Raw genomic sequence first — 21,836 nt, 5'->3', positions numbered from 1 at the left:
CGGCATGACGGGTGATCCGGGGTTGTTCGGTCCGAGGTCCGTGACCTGGCAGCTGCACGGCGACCCGATGATGTGGGTCGCCGGCATCCGCGCGCTCTACCTCCAGGCCCTGCACCCGCGGGCGGTGCGCGGCGTCATGCAGAACTCCGACTTCCGGCGCGACGCCTGGGGCCGGCTGATGCGCACCGCGAACTTCGTCGGCACCACCACCTACGGCACCACCGAGGCCGCGGAGAAGGCCGGCGCCCGGGTCCGGAAGATCCACAGCATGCTCGGGGCGACCGACCCCGCCACCGGCGAACGCTACGGCGTCGACGAACCCGAGCTCCTGCTGTGGGTGCACTGCGCCGAGATCGACTCCTACCTCCAGGTCGCCCGCCGCTCCGGCTTCCGCCTCACCGACGAGCAGGCGAACCACTACATATCCGAACACCGGATCAGCGCCCGCCTGGTGGGTCTGGACCCCGACGCCGTACCGGCGAACCAGGCGGAGATGGCCGCGTACTTCGAGAAAATCCGCCCCGAACTGGCAGCTACGCCCGAGGCCCGCGAGGTGGACGACTTCCTGCTCCGCCCGCCGACGCACCCCCTTCTCGTCCCGGCTCGTGAGGTGCTGTGGCGGCGCGTGGCGCAGCTGGCATACGCCGCCCTGCCGCCGTACGCCCACGAGTTGTACGGCAGGAAAGCCCCCGAACCCACCACCGTCACCCGACAGTTGCGCGCCACCGGCACCCTGCTGCGCTGCGTTCCCGCACGTGTGCGCTGGCAACTCCCGCCCAAACACATCCTCCGCGCCATGGCACGGCTCGGCCCCGGCTCCCGTCCCGCCCCGTACAAACTCGGACGATAGGTCGCCATACTGGACGAGCCATCGGAGGGCGGGGCGAACTTTACGGGGGCGGTCGCAGGAGATGGGGGACAGCAGGCTCATCCAGGGGCGGTACCGGTTGCTCGATCTGATCGGGCGCGGCGGCATGGGCGAGGTGTGGCGGGCCCGCGACGAGTCGCTGGGCCGCCAGGTCGCCGTGAAGTGCCTCAAGCCGCTGGGCGGGCAGCACGACCAGACCTTCACCCGGGTCCTGCGGGAGCGGTTCCGGAGGGAGGCCCGGGTCGCCGCCGCGCTCAGCCATCGCGGAGTCACCGTCGTCCACGACTTCGGCGAGTCCGACGGTGTCCTCTACCTGGTGATGGAACTCCTGGAGGGGCGCAACCTCAGCCAGCTCCTGGAGGACAACAAACAGCACCCCCTGCCCGTCTCCGACGTCGTCGAGATCGCCGACCAGGTCGCCGCCGCCCTCGCCTACACCCACCAGCAGGGCATCGTGCACCGGGACCTGAAGCCCGCGAACATCGTCCGGCTGACCGACGGCACCGTGAAGATCTGCGACTTCGGCATAGCCCGTCTCGGCCACGACGTCGACTTCACCTCCCGGCTGACCGGGACCGGCATCGCCATGGGCACCCCGCACTACATGTCGCCGGAGCAGATAGGGGGTTCCGAGGTCGACCAGCGCAGCGACCTGTACTCCCTGGGGTGCGTGCTGTACGAGATCGCCACCGGGGCACCGCCGTTCGACCTGGAGGACGCGTGGGCGATCCTCGTCGGCCACCGCGACACCCCGCCCCGGCCGCCGCGCAGCCACCGCGCCGAACTCCCCGAGTACCTCGACAAGGTCATCCTCGACCTGCTGGCCAAACGACCCGAGCAACGCCCGCACGACGCACGTGAGCTGGGCCGCCGGATCACCCTGGGCCGCACCACACCGGCGTACGTGCCCACCGTGGTGAACCCGCGGCCCGACTTCCGGCCGCCGGTGTCGCCCGAACCCGCCCGCCCCCGCGAGACCCGGCTGCCGTCCTGGACCCGGGGCATCACCACCGGCCACAAGGCCACCGGCGCCGGACTCGTCGCCACGCCCCCGGACCCCGGGGCCGGTCTGACCGGCGAGTGGATCGCCCGCCCCGCCACCGGCCGCGTCGAAGAGCCCGTGCCGGACGAGCCGCCCGTGCCCTCGGCGCAGACTCTGACGGCCCTCGCCGACCGGCACAACGCGGGGCTCAGCCTCGGGCGCCTGGGCCGCTGGGACGAGGCCGGCGAGGTGCACCGCGCGGTCGCCGCCGAACGCGAGCACCTGCTCGGCCCCGACCACCCCGACACCCTCGCCAGCCACTACGAGGTCGCCTTCACCCTCAGCCGCACCGGCCGCGCGGCGGACGCCCTGCGCGCGTACAAGCACGTGGCCGCGACCAGGACCCGCACCCTGGGCGCCGACCACCCCGACACCCTCGCCGCCCGCCAGGAGATGGCCTACGTGCTCGGCCAGTTGGGCCGCCACTTCGACGCCCACCAGGTCTACAACTCGGTGCTCGCCGCCCGCGAGCGCGGGATGGGCCCGGACCACCCCGACACCCTCCGCTGTCGCCACAACCTCGCCTTCAACCTCAGCAGGCTCGGCCGCCTGGAGGACTCCTACCGCATGGCCTGCGAGGTGGCCGCCGCGCGCGCCCGGGTGCTCGGCCCCCATCACCCCGACACGCTCGTCACCCGTTACGAAGTCGCCTATGCGCTGGGCCAGTTGGGTCACTGGGCGGAAGCCCTGCAGACCTACCACGAGGTCGCCGAGGCCCGCGCCCGGGCCCTCGGCCCCGATCACCCCGACACCCTCGCCGCCCGCTACGAGGTCGGCATCAGCCTCGGCCGCCTCGGCCGCAGCGCGGACGCGCTCCGGCTCTACCGCGACCTGATCGAGGACCGCACCCGCATCCACGGCCCCGCCCACCCCGAGACCCTGCGCGCCCGCCACGGCCTCGGCGTCAACCTCGGCCGCCTCGGCCGCTGGGAGGAGGCCCTTGCCGAGTCCCGGGACGTGTGCGCGATCCGCGAGCGCGTCCTCGGCCCCGACCATCCGGACACCCTGGTCAGCCGCCGCGAGGTCGCCGTCGGTCTCGGCTGGCTCGGCCGCTGGACGGACGCCCTCACCGAGTACCGCACCGTGGCAGGCGCCCGCGAGCGCGTCCTCGGCGCCGACCACCCCGACACCCTCGCCAGCCGCAACGACGAGGCCCACTGCCTGGAACAGCTCGGCCGGGGCGCGGAGGCGGTCGAGCTGTACCGCAGAGTGGCGGTGCTGCGGCAGCAGCGCGCGTCGGGTGCGCTGTGACCGGGGCCCACCGGCGTGAGCCGGGTGCGCTCCACCTCTGGCCGACCTAGATCACCACGTGTTACGAAGAACCATGCCTGCACTCGAGGGACTCCACCGCCGCTACGACGCCGTCATCGTCGGCGGAGGCCACAACGGACTGGTCGCCGCCGCCTACCTGGCCCGGGCCGGACGGTCCGTACTCGTCCTTGAGCGGCTCGGGAACACCGGTGGAGCCGCGGTGTCCACGCGGCCGTTCGCCGGGGTGGACGCCCGGCTGTCGCGGTACTCGTACCTGGTCAGCCTGCTGCCCAAGAAGATCGTCCGCGATCTCGGCCTGGACTTCCGCGTCCGCACCCGCAATGTCTCGTCGTACACCCCTGTCGAACGCGACGGCAGGCCGACCGGACTGCTCGTCGGTGGCGGCGAGCGCCGCACCAGGGAGGCCTTCGCCCGGCTCACCGGCGGCGAACAGGAGTACCGGGCCTGGCAGCGGTTCTACGACATGACGGGCCGGGTGGCCAAGCGGGTGTTCCCCACGCTCACCGAGCCGTTGCCCAGCCGGGACGAACTGCGTCTTCGGGTGGACGACGAGGAGGCCTGGCGGGTCCTGTTCGAGGAGCCGATCGGTGTGGCGGTGGAGGACCGTTTCGCCGACGACCTGGTCCGGGGCGTGGTCCTGACCGACGCGCTCATCGGCACCTTCGCCGACGCCCACGACCCCTCCCTCAAGCAGAACCGCTGCTTCCTCTACCACGTGATCGGCGGCGGGACCGGCGCCTGGGACGTACCCGTCGGCGGCATGGGCGCCCTCACCGACGCCCTGGCCGGCGCGGCCCGGCAGGCCGGCGCGGTTCTCGCGACCGGCCACGAGGTCGTCGGGATCTCCGCGGACGGCGGCTCGGCCGAGATCACGTACCGCACCGCCGAGGGCGAGGGCACCGTCGCGGCCCGGCACGTCCTGGTCAACGCCTCCCCGCGGGAACTCGCCGCGCTCACCGGCGATCAGCCGCCCACGCCCGCCGAGGGCGCCCAGCTCAAGGTCAACATCCTGCTCAAGCGCCTCCCGCGGCTGCGCGACAGCGAGGTCGATCCCCGCGAGGCGTTCGCCGGCACCTTCCACATCGCCGAGGGCTACCAGCAGCTGGCCACCGCCCACGCCGAGGCCGCCGCCGGCCGGCTCCCCACCGCCCCGCCCTCCGAGATCTACTGCCACTCCCTCACCGACCCGACGATCCTCGGCCCGGACCTCGTCGAGCAGGGCTACCAGACCCTCACCCTGTTCGGCCTGCACACCCCGGCCCGGCTCTTCGACCGGGACAACGACGCCGTACGGGAGGAACTCCTCAAGTCCACCCTCGCCCAGCTCGACGCCCACCTCGCCGAGCCGCTGACCGACTACGTGGCCACGGACGCGGACGGCCAACCCTGCATCGAGGCGAAGACCCCGCTCGACCTGGAGCGGGACCTGCGGCTGCCCGGCGGCAACATCTTCCACCGCGATCTGTCCTGGCCGTACGCCGAGGAGGGCACCGGGCGGTGGGGCGTGGAGACGCGGCACGCGAACGTGCTGCTGTGCGGGGCGGGCGCGGTGCGCGGCGGCGGGGTGAGCGGCGTGCCGGGGCACAACGCGGCGATGGCCGTGCTGGAGGAGCTCGGCGGTTGAAGCCCCCGCCCACCGGCGCCCTCAGGCCCGGCTGCCGCCGTCGACCTGGAGCACCACTCCGGTGACGTACGAGGCCCGGTCGCTCAGGAGCCAGGCCGCGGCCTCGGCGATCTCGGCCGGGTCGGCGCCACGGCCCAGCGGGGTCTGCGCGACGAGCTGCTCGACGATGCCCGGGGAGCTCGTCTCCCACTCGTCGATCATCTCCGTCATCGTGGTGCCGGGGGCGACGGCGTTGACCCGGATGCCCTCCGGGCCGTACGTGGCGGCGGCCGACGCGGTCAGGCTGTTGACCGCCCGCTTGGCGGCGCCGTACGCGGGCAGCCAGGGGTTGGCCAGCAGGCTGCCGATACTGGAGTTGTTGACGATCGCGCCGGTCCCGGCGGTGGCCCGGATCGCGGCGATCTCGGCGTTCATCGCCAGCCAGGGACCCTTGAGGTTGACGGACATGACGTGGTCGAACTCGGCCTCGGACAGCTGGTCCATGGGGCCGGGCTGCTGGATGGTCGCCCCGTTGTTGAAGGCGACGTCGAGCCTGCCGTACAGCTCGACGGCCCGGTCCACGGCGGCGCGGACGCTCGCCGGGTCGGCCAGATCGCACCGGACGTACTCGGCGGTGCCGCCCGCGGCACGGATCTCCTCCGTCACCGCCTTGAGCTGGGCCTCCGTGCGGGCCGCGAGGACGACCCGGGCGCCTTCGCGGGCGAACAGCCGGGCGGCCGCCGCGCCGATACCGCGTCCGGCGCCGGTGATGAAGGCGACCTTGTCGACGAGCAGAGCAGGGGTCGTCATGGTGTTGGTCATGCCGACGAGCCTGCCGCCGGCGCCCGGGCTCATCCAGGCACCGGCGGTACCTGGCTGGGCCGTCCGCAACCCCGCACACTGGGAGCGTGGACCGACGAGAACTGGCCGACTTCCTGCGCAGCCGGCGCGAGCGCATCACCCCCGCGGACGTGGGGCTGCCCGCCGGACCGCGCCGTCGCACCCCGGGCCTGCGCCGCGAGGAGGTGGCGCAACTGGCGTACATCTCCACCGAGTACTACACCCGGCTGGAGCAGGCGCGCGGACCCCGTCCGTCCATGGAGGTCCTGGCCCAGGTCGCCCGCGCCCTGCGGCTGTCGGACGCCGAACGCGATCACCTCCACCATCTGGCCGGCACCCCGCCCGGCCCGCCGCCCGGCCCCTGCCGAGAGGTCCGCCAGAGCATCGTCGACCTGCTGCACCGGCTGCCGCAGGCCGCCGCGATCGTCATCTCGGCCGCTCACGAGGTCATCGCCTGGAACGACCTGGCCGCGGCCCTCATGGAGGACTTCTCCGCCCTGTCCCGCCGGGACCGCAACCTCGTCCGACGCGCCTTCCTCGGCCCGCACCCGCACGGCCGGCGCCTGTACGGGGTGTCGGACGGGGAGGAGTTCGCGATCTCCTCGGTGCAGCACCTGCGCGCCGCCTCCGCCCGCTATCCCGGCGATGCCGAACTGACCGGCCTGGTGGCCGAACTTCTGGACGGCAGCGAGGAGTTCGCCAGGCTGTGGGCCGCCCATGACGTCACGGCCAGTCCCACCCTGTGCAAGACCTTCGACCACCCCGTGGTCGGCCCCGTCGTGGTCAACTGCGACGTCCTGGACATCGCCGACCGCGACCAGCGGGTCGTGGTCTACACCGCCGCTCCCGGCTCCCCCTCCGAGGAGGCGCTGCGGCTGCTGTCGGTCGTCGGCACCCAGCGCCTGGACGTCCCCGGCTGAGCCGTCAGTCCGCGGACGCCGTCCAGCCGACCGCCTCGATCCGCGCCGCGTCCGCCGGACGTGAGGCGTCGAAGAGGACGCGGTCGCCCGCTGCGACGCACAGCGCGTCGACGTACGCGCCCCGGCCGACGTACAGCCGGTCCGTGCAGTACCGCCAGCGCAGGGCGAGTCGGCGAGCTGCCGGAAGGCCGGCGGTGAGCCGGTACCAGACCCGTCCCGACCAGCCGGTGACCGTACCGGTGGGGTGATCCTGCTCGCCGTCGTGTTCCGTGGTGAACGGCACCGGCTGCCACGTGGCCCCGCCGTCCGTCGTGGCCTCCAGGGCCAGGGCGTCCGCGGGCTCGACGTCCCACCACAGCGCACACCGCAGCCGTGCGGCACCCGACGACGTGTCCAGCGCGGGCAGTGTGAGGGTGGCGTTCGTGGCGCTCGCCATTCCCGAGAACCATGCCGTACGGCCCCGAGCCGGACGGACCGCCACCGCGCGGGCCATGTTGTTCCCGGCGGCCACCCGGGGTGCCGAGCCGGAGCGCCAAGTGCGCACCGGATGCACCGAGTTGCCGAGCACGACGAGGAAGGAGTCGGTCGTCGGGTCGAGCACCAGCGAGGTACCGGTGAAGCCGGTGTGCCCCGCGGTGCGCGGAGTGGCCATCGCTCCCATGTACCAGTGCTGGTAGAGCTCGAACCCGAGTCCGTGCTCGTCGCCGGGGAAGGCCGTGTTGAAGTCGGTGAACATCAGCTCCACGGACTCCGGGCGCAGGATGCGGGTCCTGCCGTACGTCCCGCCGTTGAGGAGGGTGCGTCCCAGCACGGCAAGGTCCCACGCGGTGGAGAAGACGCCGGCGTGCCCGGCGACCCCGCCGAGGGCGAAGGCGTTCTCGTCGTGCACCTCGCCCCACACCAGCCCTCTGTCGAGGCCGGACCAGGGCTTGCGGGCGTCCTCCGTGGCCGCGATCCTCGGTTTCCAGGAGGCGGGCGGGTCGTAGCGGGTGCTGCGCAGACCGAGCGGGCCGGCGATCTCCTCGCGCAGCAGGACGTCCAGCGCGCGGCCCGTGACCCGCTCCAGGACCAGCTGGAGCGAGATGAGGTTGAGGTCGGAGTAGAGGTAGGTCGACCCGGGCGGGTTGAGGGGCGCCTGGTTCCAGACGAGCTGGAGCTTCTCCTCGTACGTCGGCGCGTTGTACAGCGGGATCCACGACCTGAACCCCGAGGTGTGCGTGAGGAGTTGACGGACCGTGATGTCCTGCTTGCCCGCCGCGCCGAACTCCGGGAGATACGCGGCGACCTTGCCCTCCAGTTCCAGCGCGCCCCGCTCGACCTGCTGGACGGCGAGGAGGGAGGTGAACAGCTTCGACACCGAGGCGAGGTCGAAGACGGTGTCCTCGGCCATGGGGATCTGCTGGTCGGCCGGGAACTCGACGCCGGTGTCGGTCTTCTCGTCGTACGACCGGTAGCGCACCGCCATGCCGATCGGCCGGTGCAGGGCCACCGTGCCGCCGCGCCCGGCGAGCAGGACGGCGCCCGCGTACCAGGGGTGCTCGGGGGAGGGGCCGAGGAACGTCTCCGCGTCGGTGACGAGTCGGCGCAGATGGGCGGGGACGAGCCCAGCCCGTTCGGGGGAGCCGTGGCGGAGGGTCGGACGGGTTGTGGGATCCGCCGCCTCGGCGGGGCCCGCGGGGAAGGGGGCGATGGCGAGTGCGCCGCCCAGGGCGAGTGTTCTGCGGGCCAGCTGACGGCGGGTCACTCCGGTGGTCACCTCATCGGTCATCGTGGAACTGTATCCGGCGACCCGGAAACGGCGACCTGACCTGAATCTGACGGAGCATCAGAAAACCTCTTCCGTCGTCCGGAGGTCTGCGGCATCCTGCGGCCATGCAGACGGAGCTGAGCAAGAAACTGGGAGTCGAGCACGCCGTCTTCGGCTTCACGCCGTTCCCCGCCGTCGCCGCGGCCATCAGCCGGGCCGGCGGCTTCGGAGTGCTCGGCGCGGTCCGCTACACGGCCCCCGACGAACTCAAACGCGACCTCGACTGGATCGAGGCCCACGTCGACGGCAAGCCGTACGGCCTGGACGTCGTCATGCCCGCCAAGAAGGTCGAAGGGGTGACCGAGGCGGATGTCGAGGCGATGATCCCCGAGGGGCACCGGCAGTTCGTCAGGGACACCCTCGCCAAGTACGGCGTGCCCGAACTCGCCGAGGGCGAGGCGTCCGGGTGGCGCATCACGGGCTGGATGGAACAGGTCGCCCGCAACCAGCTGGACGTCGCCTTCGACTATCCCATCCGGCTGCTCGCCAACGCCCTGGGCTCCCCGCCCGCCGACGTGGTGGCCCGCGCACACGAGCAGAACGTCCTGGTGGCGGCGCTCGCGGGCAGCGCGCGGCACGCCGTGAAGCACAAGGAGGGCGGCATCGACATCGTGGTCGCCCAGGGCTACGAGGCAGGCGGCCACACCGGTGACATCGCCTCCATGGTCCTCACCCCCGACGTCGTCGACGCCGTGAACCCGCTGCCCGTGCTGGCGGCGGGAGGCATCGGCAGCGGTCAGCAGGTGGCGGCCGCACTGGCACTCGGCGCCCAGGGTGTGTGGCTGGGCTCCATATGGCTGACCACCACCGAGGCCGAACTGCCCTCGCCCAAGCTGATCGAGAAGCTGTTCGCGGCCGGCTCCGGCGACACCGTCCGCTCCCGCGCGCTGACCGGGAAGCCCGCCCGCCAGCTCCGTACGGAATGGACCGACGCCTGGGACTCCGCCGACGGGCCCGGCACCCTGCCCATGCCCCTCCAGGGCCTGCTGGTCGCCGACGCCGTCTCGCGGATCCAGAAGTACGAGGTGGAACCCCTCCTGGGCACGCCCGTCGGCCAGATCGTCGGCCGGATGACCAGCGAACGCAGCGTCCAGGCCGTCTTCGACGACCTCACCCGCGGCTTCGAGGAGGCCGTCGATCGCATCAACCGCATCGCCGGAAGGAGCGGCCAGTGACGAGCACACCTCCCGCGGGCTTCTGGGCCCAGGCCGCGCAGGATCCCTCCCGCACGGTCCTCGTCGCCCCCGACGGCTCGTCCTGGACCGCGGGCCGCCTCCTGGCGGCCGCCAACCAGCTCGTGCACGGCCTGCGGGCCGCCGGCCTCGAACGCGGGGACGCCTTCGCCGTCGTCCTGCCCAACAGCGCGGAGTTCTTCACCGCCCACCTCGCCGCCAGCCAGGCCGGTCTCTACCTGGTCCCGATCAACCACCACTTCGTCGCCCCCGAGATCGCCTGGATCGTCGCCGACTCCGGCGCCAAGGTGCTCCTCGCCCACGAACGCTTCGCCGACGCGGCCCGGCAGGCGGCCGACGAGGCGGGCCTTGCCGCGACCCACCGCTACGCCGTCGGCGAGATCGAGGGCTTCCGGCCGTACGCCGAACTCCTCGACGGGCAACCGGAATCCACGCCCGCTGACCGTGAACTGGGCTGGGTCATGAACTACACCTCGGGGACGACGGGCCGCCCGCGCGGCATCCGCCGGCCCCTGCCCGGCAAGCAGCCGGAGGAGGCGTACCTCGGCGGCTTCCTCGGCATCTTCGGGATCCGGCCCTTCGACGACAACGTCCACCTCGTCTGCTCGCCGCTCTACCACACCGCCGTCCTGCAGTTCGCGGCCGCGTCCCTGCACATCGGCCACCCGCTGGTCCTGATGGACAAGTGGACGCCGGAGGAGATGCTGCGGCTGATCGACGCCCACGGGTGCACCCACACGCACATGGTCCCGACCCAGTTCCACCGTCTGCTGGCGCTGCCCGAGGAGGTCCGGGCACGCTACGACGTCTCGTCCATGCGGCACGCCATCCACGGCGCCGCCCCCTGCCCCGACCATGTGAAGCGGGCGATGCTCGACTGGTGGGGGCCCTGCGTGGAGGAGTACTACGCGGCCAGCGAGGGCGGCGGAGCCTTCGCGACCGCCGAGGACTGGCTGAAGAAGCCGGGGACGGTCGGCAAGGCCTGGCCCATCAGCGAGCTCGCGATCTTCGACGACGACGGCAACCGGCTGCCGCCCGGCGAACTCGGCACCGTCTACCTGAAGATGAACACAGGCGGCTTCGCGTACCACAAGGACGAGGCCAAGACGAAGAAGAACCGCATCGGCGACTTCTTCACCGTCGGCGACCTGGGCCTGCTCGACGAGGACGGCTACCTCTTCCTGCGCGACCGCAAGATCGACATGATCATCTCCGGCGGGGTCAACATCTACCCGGCCGAGATCGAGTCGGTCCTGCTCCAGCACCCGGCCGTCGCCGACGCCGCCGCCTTCGGCATCCCGCACGACGACTGGGGCGAGGAGGTCAAGGCCGTGGTGGAACCGGCCCCGGGTCACACCCCCGGGCCGGACCTGGCCGGCGACATCCTCGCCCACTGCGCCGCGCAACTCGCGGGCTACAAGCGCCCGAAGAGCGTCGACTTCATCACCGAGATGCCCCGCGATCCCAACGGCAAGCTGTACAAGCGGCGCCTGCGGGACCCGTACTGGGAGGGGCGCTCCCGGCCGGTGTGAGCCTCAGGGCCTCAGGAACGGACCCGGACGATCCGCAGCGCGGGCGACGACAGGATGTCCTTCTCGCAGAACCGGGACGTCACCCACTTCTTTGCCGAGAACAGCCGGGTCTGGTCGCTGAAGTGCGGAGAGTCGGGGTTCGAGGACTGGGAGTACGTCAGCAGGGTCCGGGCCACCGGGCACCGGCCGCCGTCCCAGCCGACCGCCTGGATGTAGCTGGACCCGGTGGTCACCTCCGTGTATCCGCCGCCCGCCGGGTCCCACACCGGCTCGACCTTGTTCCACACCCCCAGCGACTCGGTGCCGCCCGGAACGGCGATGCGCTTGCCGTTCCGTACGACGAACTGGTGTTCGCCGAGCCGGGAGTTCAGCGTGATGCCCGCCGCCCTGAGCTCGGTGACCGTGTCCGCGAGGGCCGTCGCGAACGCGGGTGAGCCGGTGTTGAGGTTGTTCGGGGTGTGCACGGGGTCGGCTGCCGAGAACGGCACCTTCCACAGCTGGGACACGGGCAGTTTCCGCCACAACCGGTCGAAGAGCAGCGCGCCCCGGCTGCCGGTGTCGGCGGAGCGGTCCCAGGCCGCGAGCACCCCGCAGGCCTCGGTGACGTCAACGGCCTTGCCGTCACTGCCCGTCGCCGTGCCACCGGGCAGGGCCGCACATGCCCTCGCCGCGTCCGCCGCCACGAGTTCGCCCGCGGGCACGCGGTTGGCGAACTGCTGCTCCTGAAGATCGCGCACGGTCAGCCGACCCCGCGCGGCCATCGCGGACACGTCCTGCAGAGCACCCCGCGTGCGCAGGGAACGCTGCGTCCCCAGCGTGCCGAAGACCCGCTCGTAACCCGTCAGCGGACGCTCGGCGTTGGCCAGCCAGGCGCTGTCGTTGGAGTTCTCCGCGTACGGCGCGTCCTTGAGCACCGGCATCTTCGCGGGCCCGAAGATCCCTGGCTGTACGGCGTCCGTGTCGTTGCCGAGGGCGCAGTCGCCGCGCGAGCCGTCCAGGATCGCCACCCCCGAGGCGGGGTAGGTGGCCTTGCCCAAGGGGGTGGAGCAGCGCTGCGCCAGCTCGTCGGTGATCCGGGGGAGCACCTGGGACTGCGTGAACAGCGTGTGCCCCCGCGAGTCGGCGGCGATCGTGTTGACCCAGGGCAGCCCCTGTGTGCGCCGCAACGCGCCCAGCACGTCGCGCGTACCACGGGCCTTGCTGAAGCCGAGGGCCGTGTCGGAGGCGCGCAGGTTGGTGGCGTTCGGGTCGTTGAGGGCGTACGCCGTCGTGGTCGTCCAGGGCAGCGGCAGCGCGGCCCCGAGCGAGGTGACGACGGGGCCGTACCGCGTCCACCACTGGGCCCTCGTCACCGGTGCGCCGCCCTGGACGGCGACGGTCACCTCGCGCCTGGTCATCCGCTCCGGCCTGCCGTCCACGAGATACGTGGTCGGGTCGGCCCGGTCCAGGGTGAGCTGGTGCAGGTTGAAGGGGACGCCGGTGGCCACGGTGTGGCTCCAGGCCACCTGGGCGTTGTGGCCGATGGACATCGTCGCCGAGCCGAGCAGCGAGCCGCCCGCGATGTTCAGTTCGCCGGGGATGGTCTGCTGCGACTGCCAGAAGCGGCGGCCGCCCTGCCAGGGGTAGTGCGGGTTGCCGAGGAGGAGCCCGCGGCCGTTCGCCGTCGTGGCCCCGCTGAAGGCGACGGCGTTGGAGCCCATGTCGGCGGAGTCGGCCGCGAGGAGCTCACGAGCCGCGCGTGCGGTGTCCTGAGCGTCCGGTGCGCCCGTCGTCGGGGTGGTGGACGAGGGTGGCTGTGCGGCGGTGATGCCGTCCACGGCCCGGCCCTGACCGCCGAGCACGGCCAGCGCGAAGCTGCGCGCGGCCACGTCCTGGACCGACACGGGACGCACCCAGTCGGCGCCCTTGCACGCGGGGTCGGTGATCCGGTTCTTCTTCAGCCACGTGTTGTAGCCCGCGGCGAAGCCCCGTATCAGGTCCTTCACCTCGCGGCTCGGTCCACGGGGCGCCGGCTCGGCCATCAGTTTCTCCACTGTCCCCGCCTCCCGCACTCCGCGGAAGTACAGGTCGCCGGCGAGGTTCTTCGTGGCCGAGGAGAGCGCGGAGTCGGAGGCCGCGTCGGCCCCGAAGTACCGCGAACGCTCGCCGCGCACGGTCACGAACCCGTCGGCGAGCGTGCACACCTGGTCGGCGGCCTGCGCCCACCCGGTGCCGAAGCCGAGGTCCGCGTAGTTCCTCGCGAGGATGTGCGGGATGCCGTACTCGGTGTAGCGGATGGTGGCGGACAGACCGCCGTGCGACGGATGTTCCTGTCTGTGCTGGTCCTGCGCGGCCGCGGCCGGCAGGGTGCCGACGGCGGCGAACAGGGCGACGGCCGTGACGACGAAGCGTCTGGGGCGGGTGCGCATCGTGCCTCCCAACGTCATTGAGGGAAGGAGCGGTTGAGCGTACCAACCGGTAGGTTGTCCCGTATGACGCCTGGACACGGCAGTACGGTTGACGGGGTGCTGAGGCGCAGCGCCCGGCGCACCCCGGCGCGCGTCGCGGTGGAGTACGCCGAGCGCTCGTGGACGTACGAGGAACTCGACGACGCCGTATCCCGCGCGGCGCGCCTGCTCCTCGACCAGGGCCTCGACCACGGTGACCGGGTCGGCGCCTACGGCCACAACTCGGACGCGTATCTGATCGCCTTCCTCGCCTGCGCCCGCGCGGGGCTGGTGCATGTGCCGGTCAACCAGAACCTCACCGGCGACGATCTGGCGTACATCGTCGGCCAGTCGGGCAGCACCCTCGTCCTCGCCGACCCCGGCCTCGCGGGACGGCTGCCGGACGGTGTGCGCACGCTGCCCCTGCGGGACTCCGCCGACTCGCTGCTGGCACGCCTCGACGCGACGCCGCCGTACGACGGCCCGGAAGCGCGCAGCGAGGACCTGGTCCAGCTGTTGTACACCTCGGGGACGACGGCCCTGCCGAAGGGCGCGATGATGACCCACCGCGCCCTGGTCCACGAGTACCTGAGCGCGATCACCGCCTGCGACCTGAGCGCCGGCGACCGGCCCGTGCACTCGCTGCCGCTGTACCACTCGGCCCAGATGCACGTCTTCCTGCTGCCGTATCTCGCGGTCGGCGCGACGAACATCATCCTCGACGCGCCCGACGGCGACCGGCTCTTCGACCTGATCGAGCAGGGCCGCGCGGACAGCCTGTTCGCCCCGCCCACGGTGTGGATCGCACTGGCCAACCGCCCCGACTTCGCCACCCGTGACCTCGGCGGGCTGCGGAAGGCGTACTACGGCGCCTCGATCATGCCGGTGCCCGTCCTGGAACGGCTCCGCGAGCGCCTGCCGAAGCTGGCCTTCTACAACTGCTTCGGCCAGAGCGAGATCGGCCCGCTGGCCACCGTCCTCGCGCCCGACGAGCACAAGGGGCGGATGGACTCCTGCGGCCGCACCGTCCTGTTCGTCGACGCGCGGGTCGTGGACGAGAACGGCAAGGACGTGCCCGACGGTACGCCCGGCGAGATCGTCTACAAGTCACCGCAGTTGTGCGAGGGCTACTGGGACAAGCCCGAGGAGACCGAAGCGGCCTTCCGGGACGGCTGGTTCCACTCCGGCGACCTCGCGGTGCGGGACGCGCACGGCTACTTCACGATCGTCGACCGGGTGAAGGACGTCATCAACTCCGGTGGGGTGCTGGTCGCCTCACGCCAGGTCGAGGACGCGCTCTACACGCACGAGGCCGTCGCCGAGGTCGCCGTGATCGGCCTGCCCGACGAACGGTGGATCGAGGCCGTCACCGCTGTCGTGGTCCCGCGCGGCGAGGTCACCGAAACAGAACTGATCGACCACGCGCGCGAGAAGCTCGCCCACTTCAAGGCGCCCAAGCGGGTGCTGTTCGTGGACGAACTGCCGCGGAACGCCAGCGGGAAGATCCTCAAGCGGGAGCTGCGGGACCGGTTCTCGTCGTGAAGGACTCGCGGGGGCGCAGGTCGACGATCCGGCGGATCTTCCCCACCGACCGCTCCAGGGACTCCGGTTCGACGATCTCGACGCCGACCGACACCCCGATGCCGTCCTTGACGGCCGCCGCGATGGATCGCGCGGCGGCGTCGCGGGCCTCGGGCGTGGCGTCCGGCCGGGCCTCCGCGCGCACGGTCAGGGCGTCCAGGCGGCCCTCGCGGGTGAGCCGGAGCTGGAAGTGGGGCGCCACGCCGGGGGTGCGCAGGACGATCTCCTCGACCTGGGTCGGGAAGAGGTTCACCCCGCGCAGGATCACCATGTCGTCGCTGCGGCCGGTGACCTTCTCCATCCGCCGGAACACCCGGGCCGTGCCCGGCAGCAGCCGGGTCAGATCCCGGGTCCGGTAGCGGATGACGGGCATGGCCTCCTTGGTGAGCGAGGTGAACACCAGTTCACCCCTCTCTCCGTCCGGCAGGACCTCCCCGGTGATGGGGTCGACGATCTCGGGGAAGAAGTGGTCCTCCCACACATGGAGGCCGTCCTTGGTCTCCACGCACTCCTGCGCGACGCCCGGGCCGATCACCTCCGACAGCCCGTATATGTCGACGGCGTCGATCGCGAACCGCTCCTCGATCTCCCGGCGCATCTCCTCCGTCCAGGGCTCGGCACCGAAGACGCCCACGCGCAGGGAGGTGCTCCGCGGATCGACGCCCTGCCGCTCGAACTCGTCCAGAAGCGTGAGCATGTACGACGGGGTCACCATGATGATCGCGGGTTCCAGGTCCTGGATGAGCTGGACCTGGCGTGCCGTCATGCCGCCGGACGCGGGGACGACCGTACAGCCGAGGCGTTCGGCGCCGTAGTGCGCGCCGAGCCCGCCGGTGAACAGCCCGTAGCCGTACGCCACATGCACCACGTCCCCGGGCCGGGCACCCGCCGCCCGGAGGGAACGTGCCACGACGTCGGCCCACAGGGAGAGATCGTTCTCGGTGTAGCCGACAACCGTGGGGCGCCCAGTGGTGCCGCTGGAGGCATGGATGCGGCGCACATGGTCCCGGGGCACGGCGAACATCCCGTACGGATAGTTCTCGCGCAGGTCGGCCTTGGTGGTGAACGGGAACCTGGCGAGATCGCTCAGGGACCGGCAGTCGTCCGGGCGGACCCCCGCCTTGTCGAAGGACTCCCGGTAGAACGGCACATGCTCGTACGCGTGCCGCAACGAGGCCCGCATCCGCTCCAGCTGCAACGCCCGCAACGCCCCGGCATCCAGCCGTTCCCCCGAGTCCAGCAGCTCCGCCGCATCCGCCATCGGAAACGTCCCTTTCGCCAACCACATCACTACGGGCGACCGATCATTCGGTCGTGGTCCTGGGGATCAGTAATCCAGGCGAGCGGGGCTGAGGCAAGAGGCCGCCACGATTCGGGCGCCCCCGACTGGCTGCCGCTCTTCGAGTCGGCATTTCTGCCCCGGGCAGAGCAGGACCGCAGCCGATCATCCCTCCGGATACGCTCGCCGGCATGGACTTCGTCAGGGCCAACGGCATCACTCTCGCGTACCGGTCCTGGGGGCCCGAGGACGCGCCGCCCGTGCTGCTGTTGCACTGCCGTGGTGCGGACGGGGCCGACTGGAGCAGGATCGCCGAGCGGCTGGCCGGGGGAGCGCGTCCGCGGCGGGTGTACGCGCCCGATCTGCGGGGGCACGGGCGGAGCGACTGGCCGGGAGCGTACGCGTACGAGGCGATGCGAGACGACATGCTCGGCTTCCTGGCCGCGCTGGGTGTCGAGCGTGCCGACGTGGTGGGCCATTCGCTCGGTGGAGTCGTCGCCTACCTCGTCGCGCAGCACGCGCCCCGTGTCGTACGACGCCTGGTCCTGGAGGACGTCCCCGCGCCGATGCCCCTCGACCCGCCTCGACCGCCCGCCCCCGCCCCGGAGACCGCCCCGCCCTTCGACTGGGCCATGCTGCGGGCAACCGACGCCCAGCGCAACGCCCCGGACCCTGTGTGGTGGGACCACATGGAGCGGATCACCATGCCCACGCTGCTCATCGCGGGCGGTCCCACCAGTCTTATCCCGCAGGAGCAGATCGCCCTGCTGGCCTCATCGATACCCGCCGCCCGGCTGGTGACCGTCGGTGGTGGTCATCTCGTGCATGAGGCCAGGCCGGAGGAGTTCCTGGCAGGCGTCGTGCCCTTCCTGGACGCGACGCCGGACCTCACTTCGCGAACGCCGTCATGAAGCGGTCGCGGAACTTGTCCATGCCCCACTCGGGCGCGTTGTCGGCGGGCTTGAGGCCGTCGGTCCAGTTCCAGTCGTCGACCCGGTCGAGCACCTTCGGGTCCTTGGCGACGATCGTGACCGGCACGTCCCTGCTGGTGGAGCCCTTGGTGACGGTCGGGACGGGCTGGTGGTCGCCGAGGAAGACCAGGACCGTGTTCTCGTCGCCGTAGCGCTGCATCCACTGGGTCAGACTGTCCACGGAGTACTGGATGGCCTTGCGGTACTCGGTGCGCACCCGCTCCTGGCTCTTCCAGACCTCTGTAGGGTTCGTGCCCTCCTTCTTGATCTGCTCGAAGACCGAACCGTCACCGAGGTCGTTCCAGTCGATCGTGTGGGCGATCGGCGACCAGGGGTTGTGACTGGAGGCCAGGATGATCTCCGCCATGATCGGGTCGCGGTTCTTCTTGCCGTGCTCCAGCTTCTGGAAGGCCTCCAGGCTGAACTGGTCCGGTACGGGCGTCCAGCTGAAGTAGGGGCCCTTGTATCCGAGGTGGGTGGAGTCGTAGATGTGGTCGAGACCGAAGTACTTGCCCTCGGGCCAGGACTTGCGTACACCCGGCACGATGCCGACCGTGCGCCAGTCACCCGTCTTCTGGAAGTAGCTGGTGAGGGTCGCGCGGTCACTGGAGGTGAGGTTCAGGTACCGCTGCTGGTTCTTGACCCACAGCCCGGACAGGAACGTCGAGTGGGCCATCCAGCTGCCGGCGCCCGTCACGGGGGACCTCAGCCAGCCGCTGCGCGACGCGAACCCGGCCGACTTGAGCGTCGCGTCGCCCTTCTTGAGCGTCGCGTCCATTTCCGGTGCCATCGCCGGGTCGTCGATCGCCACCCGGCCGTAGCTCTCGATGAACGTGAACAGGACGTCCTTGCCGTGCAGCCCGGTCAGGAGCTGGTTCGGAGGGGTGGCGGCGAAGGCGTCGACGGCGGACTCCTTCTCGAAGACCTTGGCGTCACCCAGTCCGTTGCGCACATGCTGCACCCGGTTGGCGAGGAACTCGGTGTTGCCCTTGGTGGCGAACGAGACCCCGCCGAACTGCACACCCACCGTGAAGCAGGTGACCCACACCGTGCCGAGAATCAGGGTGGTGCCGACGGCCTGGGGGCGGTGCCGGGACATCACGTTCGTCAGCCGTACCGTCGCCCACGTGCTCAGCGCGAGCAGGGCGATGAACAGGACGATCACCCCGGTGACCGCGAGCACCTCGCCGGTGCGGCCGAACGACTCCCTGAGCCAGTCCGTCGCGTTGCCCAGCATGATCCAGTCGAAGACCAGGTCGAAAGGCCGGGCCAGGGTCTGGTAGAAGCCCATGTCGAGGAACTTCAGGACCGTGAACAGTCCGAGGAACACCCCGAAGGCGACCGCCGCGATCCGCCGTGCCTTCGGCGGCAGCACCAGGAGGACGGCCGCGATGACGATCGCCTCGACGGGGAGCCTGAAGAACGACCGGAGGTTCATGTGGTCGAGCCGGTTGGGGAAGAGCAGCACGAGCAGCACCAGAAGACCGGCCAGCACGCTCGTCCCGACGGACACACCCCTGGCCGTACGGGGGTAGCGGCGGCGCCAGCCGAACCAGCCGGGGCGAGGGGAGTCGGGTACTTCCGTGGGGAGGGCTGCGTCCGTGGGGAGGGCTGCGTCCGTGGGGAGGGCTGCGTCCGTGGGGAGGTGCTCACCCTCGTCCTCGGCCGACGGAGCCTCCTCCACGGCCTCCTCCGTCACCGTGTCCGGCAGTTGACGAGAGCGAGTGAAGAGCGACACCCGGTGGTCCTTCCGTGCGGTCTTGCTATGGCGTGCGGTCCTGCCACGACGGCATGACGAACAGGGCCCGCTCACCGAGCCTGCCACCACCAGTACGTTCGCACGTCACGTTCGGTTCAATCGCACGGGGGCCATAACGGGACCTTTACCCGTCGGCCGGCGCCGCCGCCACGGCTGCCACCTTCTGCGCCCACCGGTAGTCCGCCTTGCCGCTCGGCGACCGGCGGATGGACTCCGTGATCACCAGCTGGCGCGGCACCTTGTAGCCCGCGAGCCGCGCCCGGCAGTGCGTCTGGAGGTCGTCCAGGGACATCCGCACCGCCCCCGCGCGCAACTGCACGACGGCCGCCACATGGTGCCCCCACTTCACGTCCGGCACTCCGGCCACGAGCGCGTCGTACACGTCCGGATGGGCCTTGAGCGCCTGCTCGACCTCCTCGGGGTACACCTTCTCGCCACCCGTGTTGATGCACTGCGAGCCCCGCCCGAGGACGGTGACGACCCCCTCCTCGTCGACGGTGGCCATGTCGCCGAGCAGCACCCACCGCTCACCGTCCTTCTCGAAGAAGGTCTCGGCGGTCTTGCGGGGGTCGTTGTAGTAGCCGAGCGGCACATGGCCGCACTGCGCGACCCGGCCCACCTCGCCCACCGCGACGGGCTCGTGGCTCGCGGGATCGACCACCTGGGTACGGGAGTTGACCCGGACCCGGAAGCCGCGTTCGGGGCCGGAGTCCTCCGTGGCCGTGCCGTTGAAGCCGGATTCGGAGGAGCCGAAGTTGTTGAGCAGCATGGCGTTCGGGACCAGTGCCCGGAACTGCCGGCTCACCGTGTCCGACATGATCGCGCCCGACGAGGACACGCTGAACACCGATGACATGTCGGTGCCCTTCATCGGGCCCTCCAGCGCGTCGATGAGCGGCCGCAGCATCGCGTCGCCCACCAGCGACATGGCGTTCACCTTCTCCCGCTGGACGGTCCGCAGCACCTCCTCGGGCACGAACTTGCGGTGCAGGACGACCCGTTGGCCGAAGTTGAAGCCGATGAGGGAGGTCAGTGTCGAGGTGCCGTGCATCAGCGGGGGCGTGGGGAAGAACGTGATCCCGGCGCCGCCCGCGGCGACCCGCTCGGCCAGTTCCTCGGGCCGCTTCACCGGCTCCCCGGTCGGAGCGCCCCCGCCCAGCCCGGAGAAGAACAGGTCCTCGTGGCGCCACATCACACCCTTGGGCATCCCGGTGGTGCCGCCGGTGTAGATGATGAACTGGTCGTCGGCCGAACGCGCCGGGAACCCCCGCTCGGGCGACCCGGAGGCCTCGGCGTCCGCGAAGTCCACCGCCGACAGTCCGCTCGCCTCCGCCTCCGCCTCCGCCTCCCCGACCCGCACCAGCTGCCGCAACCGTTCCGTGTGCGGCAGCGCTGCCGCCACCCGGTCCGTGAACTCGCCGTCGAAGACCAGGCCCACCAGGTCCGCGTCCCGGTAGAGATAGACCAACTCCTCCTCGACGTAGCGGTAGTTGACGTTGACCGGCACGATCCGGGCCTTCAGGCAGCCCAGCAGCGTCTGCACGTACTCCACCCCGTTGTACAGGTGCAGTCCGACGTGCTCACCGGCGCGTACTCCGCTGTCGAGCAGATGGTGACCGATGCGGTTGGCCGCGGCGTCCAGTTCCGCGTACGTCAGCCGGCGCTCCGCACCCGTACCGGGAATGTCGAGGTACGCGAGTGCCTCACGGTCCGGCACCACGTCGACGACCGACTCGAACAGGTCGGCAAGGTTGTACTCCACCGTTCCTCCTGAACTGGTCCCGGCCCGGCGCTGTGACGGCTCGCCGGTCATCAGAGCAAAGGGCGGCGTGACTGTGAAGGGTTCGCGCGAAGAAATCTGACTGTCTGTCAGAAAACCCTTGAAGTGCATCGGCGCCTCCTGCAACCTGTTCTCGTTCCGGCAGAGGGGAGACGGTCGATGGGTGGGACGGAACACCTCGACATCCAGCGCGAGGGCGCCACACTGGTGCTCACGCTCAACAGGCCGGAGGCGAAGAACGCGCTCTCGTTGCCGATGCTGGTCGGCCTGTACGACGGCTGGGTGGAGGCGGACGCCGACGACTCGATCCGCTCGGTCGTCTTCACCGGCGCCGGCGACTCGTTCTGCGCCGGCATGGACCTCAAGGCCCTCGCGGGCAAGAACACCGGCGGCGAGCAGTACCGGGACCGGCTCACCGCCGACCCGGACCTGCACTGGAAGGCGATGCTGCGCCACCACCGCCCCCGCAAACCGGTGATCGCCGCCGTCGAGGGGTACTGCGTCGCGGGCGGCACGGAGATGCTCCAGGGCACCGACATCCGGGTCGCCGGCGAATCCGCGACCTTCGGCCTCTTCGAGGTGAAGCGCGGCCTGTTCCCGATCGGCGGCTCCACGGTCCGGCTGCAACGCCAGATCCCGCGCACCCACGCGCTGGAGATGCTGCTCACCGGACGCCCGTACACCGCACGCGAGGCCGCCGACATCGGCCTGATCGGGCATGTCGTCCCCGACGGCACGGCACGCGCCAAGGCCCTGGAGATCGCCGAACTCGTCAACGCCTGCGGTCCGCTCGCGGTCGAGGCGGTCAAGGCATCGGTCTACGAGACCGCCGAGATGACCGAGACCGACGGGCTGGCCGCCGAGCTGAAGCGGGGGTGGCCGATCTTCGACACGGCAGATGCGAAGGAGGGTGCCCGCGCGTTCGCGGAGAAGCGGTCGCCGGAATACAAGCGAGCGTAGTGC

15 protein-coding genes are annotated in these 21,836 nt (G+C 71.3%); 9 read left to right on the top strand and 6 right to left on the bottom strand.

The window, feature by feature from the left end:
* The first annotated feature begins 4 nt into the window (after positions 1-4).
* From H293_RS0111745 to H293_RS0111735, 3 genes are all read left to right on the top strand, one after another.
* The gene (locus H293_RS0111745; protein WP_106968301.1) at positions 5-850 is read left to right on the top strand and encodes an oxygenase MpaB family protein; all 846 of its coding nucleotides are present in this window, start codon (positions 5-7) and stop codon (positions 848-850) included.
* Between the two features lie 61 nt (positions 851-911).
* A complete protein-coding gene (locus tag H293_RS0111740; RefSeq protein ID WP_020118073.1) occupies positions 912-3,161 on the top strand; it encodes a serine/threonine-protein kinase in 2,250 nt (749 codons plus the stop codon).
* A gap of 73 nt (positions 3,162-3,234) precedes the next feature.
* Positions 3,235-4,806, top strand: coding sequence for a phytoene desaturase family protein (locus H293_RS0111735; protein ID WP_020118072.1), 1,572 nt, complete (start codon positions 3,235-3,237; stop codon positions 4,804-4,806).
* 21 nt (positions 4,807-4,827) lie between these two features.
* Here H293_RS0111735 and H293_RS0111730 read toward each other — a convergent pair whose 3' ends face one another.
* Positions 4,828-5,640: an SDR family NAD(P)-dependent oxidoreductase gene (locus H293_RS0111730; RefSeq protein WP_020118071.1), complete on the bottom strand. Its 813-nt coding sequence runs from the start codon at positions 5,638-5,640 to the stop codon at positions 4,828-4,830.
* Positions 5,641-5,693: 53 nt separating this feature from the next.
* Between H293_RS0111730 and H293_RS0111725 the strand changes: the two genes are divergently transcribed.
* Entirely contained in the window at positions 5,694-6,545 is an 852-nt protein-coding gene (locus tag H293_RS0111725) for a helix-turn-helix transcriptional regulator (protein ID WP_020118070.1), read from the top strand.
* Positions 6,546-6,549: 4 nt separating this feature from the next.
* On the opposite strand, the gene H293_RS0111720 is transcribed toward H293_RS0111725, so the two are convergent.
* Entirely contained in the window at positions 6,550-8,313 is a 1,764-nt protein-coding gene (locus H293_RS0111720) for a serine hydrolase domain-containing protein (protein WP_020118069.1), read from the bottom strand.
* A gap of 104 nt (positions 8,314-8,417) precedes the next feature.
* On the opposite strand from H293_RS0111720, the gene H293_RS0111715 reads away from it, so the two are divergent.
* On the top strand, positions 8,418-9,527 hold the full coding sequence (locus H293_RS0111715) for a nitronate monooxygenase (RefSeq protein ID WP_020118068.1): 1,110 nt from the start codon (positions 8,418-8,420) through the stop codon (positions 9,525-9,527).
* Positions 9,524-11,077, top strand: a complete 1,554-nt coding sequence (locus H293_RS0111710; RefSeq protein WP_020118067.1) for an acyl-CoA synthetase — start codon at positions 9,524-9,526, stop codon at positions 11,075-11,077. Before H293_RS0111715 ends, H293_RS0111710 begins: the two co-directional genes overlap by 4 nt.
* 11 nt (positions 11,078-11,088) lie before the next feature.
* On the opposite strand, the gene H293_RS0111705 is transcribed toward H293_RS0111710, so the two are convergent.
* A complete protein-coding gene (locus H293_RS0111705; RefSeq protein WP_020118066.1) occupies positions 11,089-13,485 on the bottom strand; it encodes a penicillin acylase family protein in 2,397 nt (798 codons plus the stop codon).
* 63 nt (positions 13,486-13,548) lie between these two features.
* Between H293_RS0111705 and H293_RS0111700 the strand changes: the two genes are divergently transcribed.
* Positions 13,549-15,045, top strand: coding sequence for an acyl-CoA synthetase (locus H293_RS0111700; protein WP_020118065.1), 1,497 nt, complete (start codon positions 13,549-13,551; stop codon positions 15,043-15,045).
* Here the strand turns inward: H293_RS0111700 and paaK are convergent.
* On the bottom strand, positions 15,011-16,345 hold the full coding sequence (gene paaK / locus H293_RS0111695; protein ID WP_020118064.1) for a phenylacetate--CoA ligase PaaK: 1,335 nt from the start codon (positions 16,343-16,345) through the stop codon (positions 15,011-15,013). The genes H293_RS0111700 and paaK overlap by 35 nt on opposite strands.
* A gap of 209 nt (positions 16,346-16,554) precedes the next feature.
* Here paaK and H293_RS0111690 point away from each other — a divergent pair, with 209 nt between their 5' ends.
* Positions 16,555-17,274 (top strand): alpha/beta fold hydrolase, encoded by a 720-nt coding sequence (locus H293_RS0111690; protein ID WP_020118063.1) that lies wholly within the window; start codon positions 16,555-16,557, stop codon positions 17,272-17,274.
* On the opposite strand, the gene H293_RS0111685 is transcribed toward H293_RS0111690, so the two are convergent.
* Entirely contained in the window at positions 17,252-19,072 is a 1,821-nt protein-coding gene (locus H293_RS0111685) for an LTA synthase family protein (protein WP_020118062.1), read from the bottom strand. The two genes, H293_RS0111690 and H293_RS0111685, sit on opposite strands and share 23 nt — an antisense overlap.
* 145 nt (positions 19,073-19,217) lie before the next feature.
* Positions 19,218-20,855: an acyl-CoA synthetase gene (locus tag H293_RS0111680; RefSeq protein ID WP_020118061.1), complete on the bottom strand. Its 1,638-nt coding sequence runs from the start codon at positions 20,853-20,855 to the stop codon at positions 19,218-19,220.
* Positions 20,856-21,032: 177 nt separating this feature from the next.
* Between H293_RS0111680 and H293_RS0111675 the strand changes: the two genes are divergently transcribed.
* Positions 21,033-21,833: a crotonase/enoyl-CoA hydratase family protein gene (locus tag H293_RS0111675; RefSeq protein WP_020118060.1), complete on the top strand. Its 801-nt coding sequence runs from the start codon at positions 21,033-21,035 to the stop codon at positions 21,831-21,833.
* Positions 21,834-21,836 lie beyond the last annotated feature (3 nt).

It is taken from the genome of Streptomyces canus 299MFChir4.1, assembly GCF_000383615.1.
GTDB classification, from domain to species: Bacteria; Actinomycetota; Actinomycetes; order Streptomycetales; family Streptomycetaceae; genus Streptomyces; species Streptomyces canus_C.
This window is presented reverse-complemented; position numbering and strand designations above follow the sequence as displayed.

Excerpts from the sequence above, each read along its gene's own strand:
- H293_RS0111745 (WP_106968301.1), top strand. The coding sequence starts at position 5 with ATGACGGGTGATCCGGGGTTGTTCGGTCCGAGGTCCGTGACCTGGCAG.
- H293_RS0111740 (WP_020118073.1), top strand. The coding sequence starts at position 912 with ATGGGGGACAGCAGGCTCATCCAGGGGCGGTACCGGTTGCTCGATCTG.
- H293_RS0111735 (WP_020118072.1), top strand. The coding sequence starts at position 3,235 with ATGCCTGCACTCGAGGGACTCCACCGCCGCTACGACGCCGTCATCGTC.
- H293_RS0111730 (WP_020118071.1), bottom strand. The coding sequence starts at position 5,640 with ATGAGCCCGGGCGCCGGCGGCAGGCTCGTCGGCATGACCAACACCATG.
- H293_RS0111720 (WP_020118069.1), bottom strand. The coding sequence starts at position 8,313 with ATGACCGATGAGGTGACCACCGGAGTGACCCGCCGTCAGCTGGCCCGC.
- H293_RS0111715 (WP_020118068.1), top strand. The coding sequence starts at position 8,418 with ATGCAGACGGAGCTGAGCAAGAAACTGGGAGTCGAGCACGCCGTCTTC.
- H293_RS0111705 (WP_020118066.1), bottom strand. The coding sequence starts at position 13,485 with ATGCGCACCCGCCCCAGACGCTTCGTCGTCACGGCCGTCGCCCTGTTC.
- H293_RS0111700 (WP_020118065.1), top strand. The coding sequence starts at position 13,549 with ATGACGCCTGGACACGGCAGTACGGTTGACGGGGTGCTGAGGCGCAGC.
- paaK (WP_020118064.1), bottom strand. The coding sequence starts at position 16,345 with ATGGCGGATGCGGCGGAGCTGCTGGACTCGGGGGAACGGCTGGATGCC.
- H293_RS0111690 (WP_020118063.1), top strand. The coding sequence starts at position 16,555 with ATGGACTTCGTCAGGGCCAACGGCATCACTCTCGCGTACCGGTCCTGG.
- H293_RS0111675 (WP_020118060.1), top strand. The coding sequence starts at position 21,033 with ATGGGTGGGACGGAACACCTCGACATCCAGCGCGAGGGCGCCACACTG.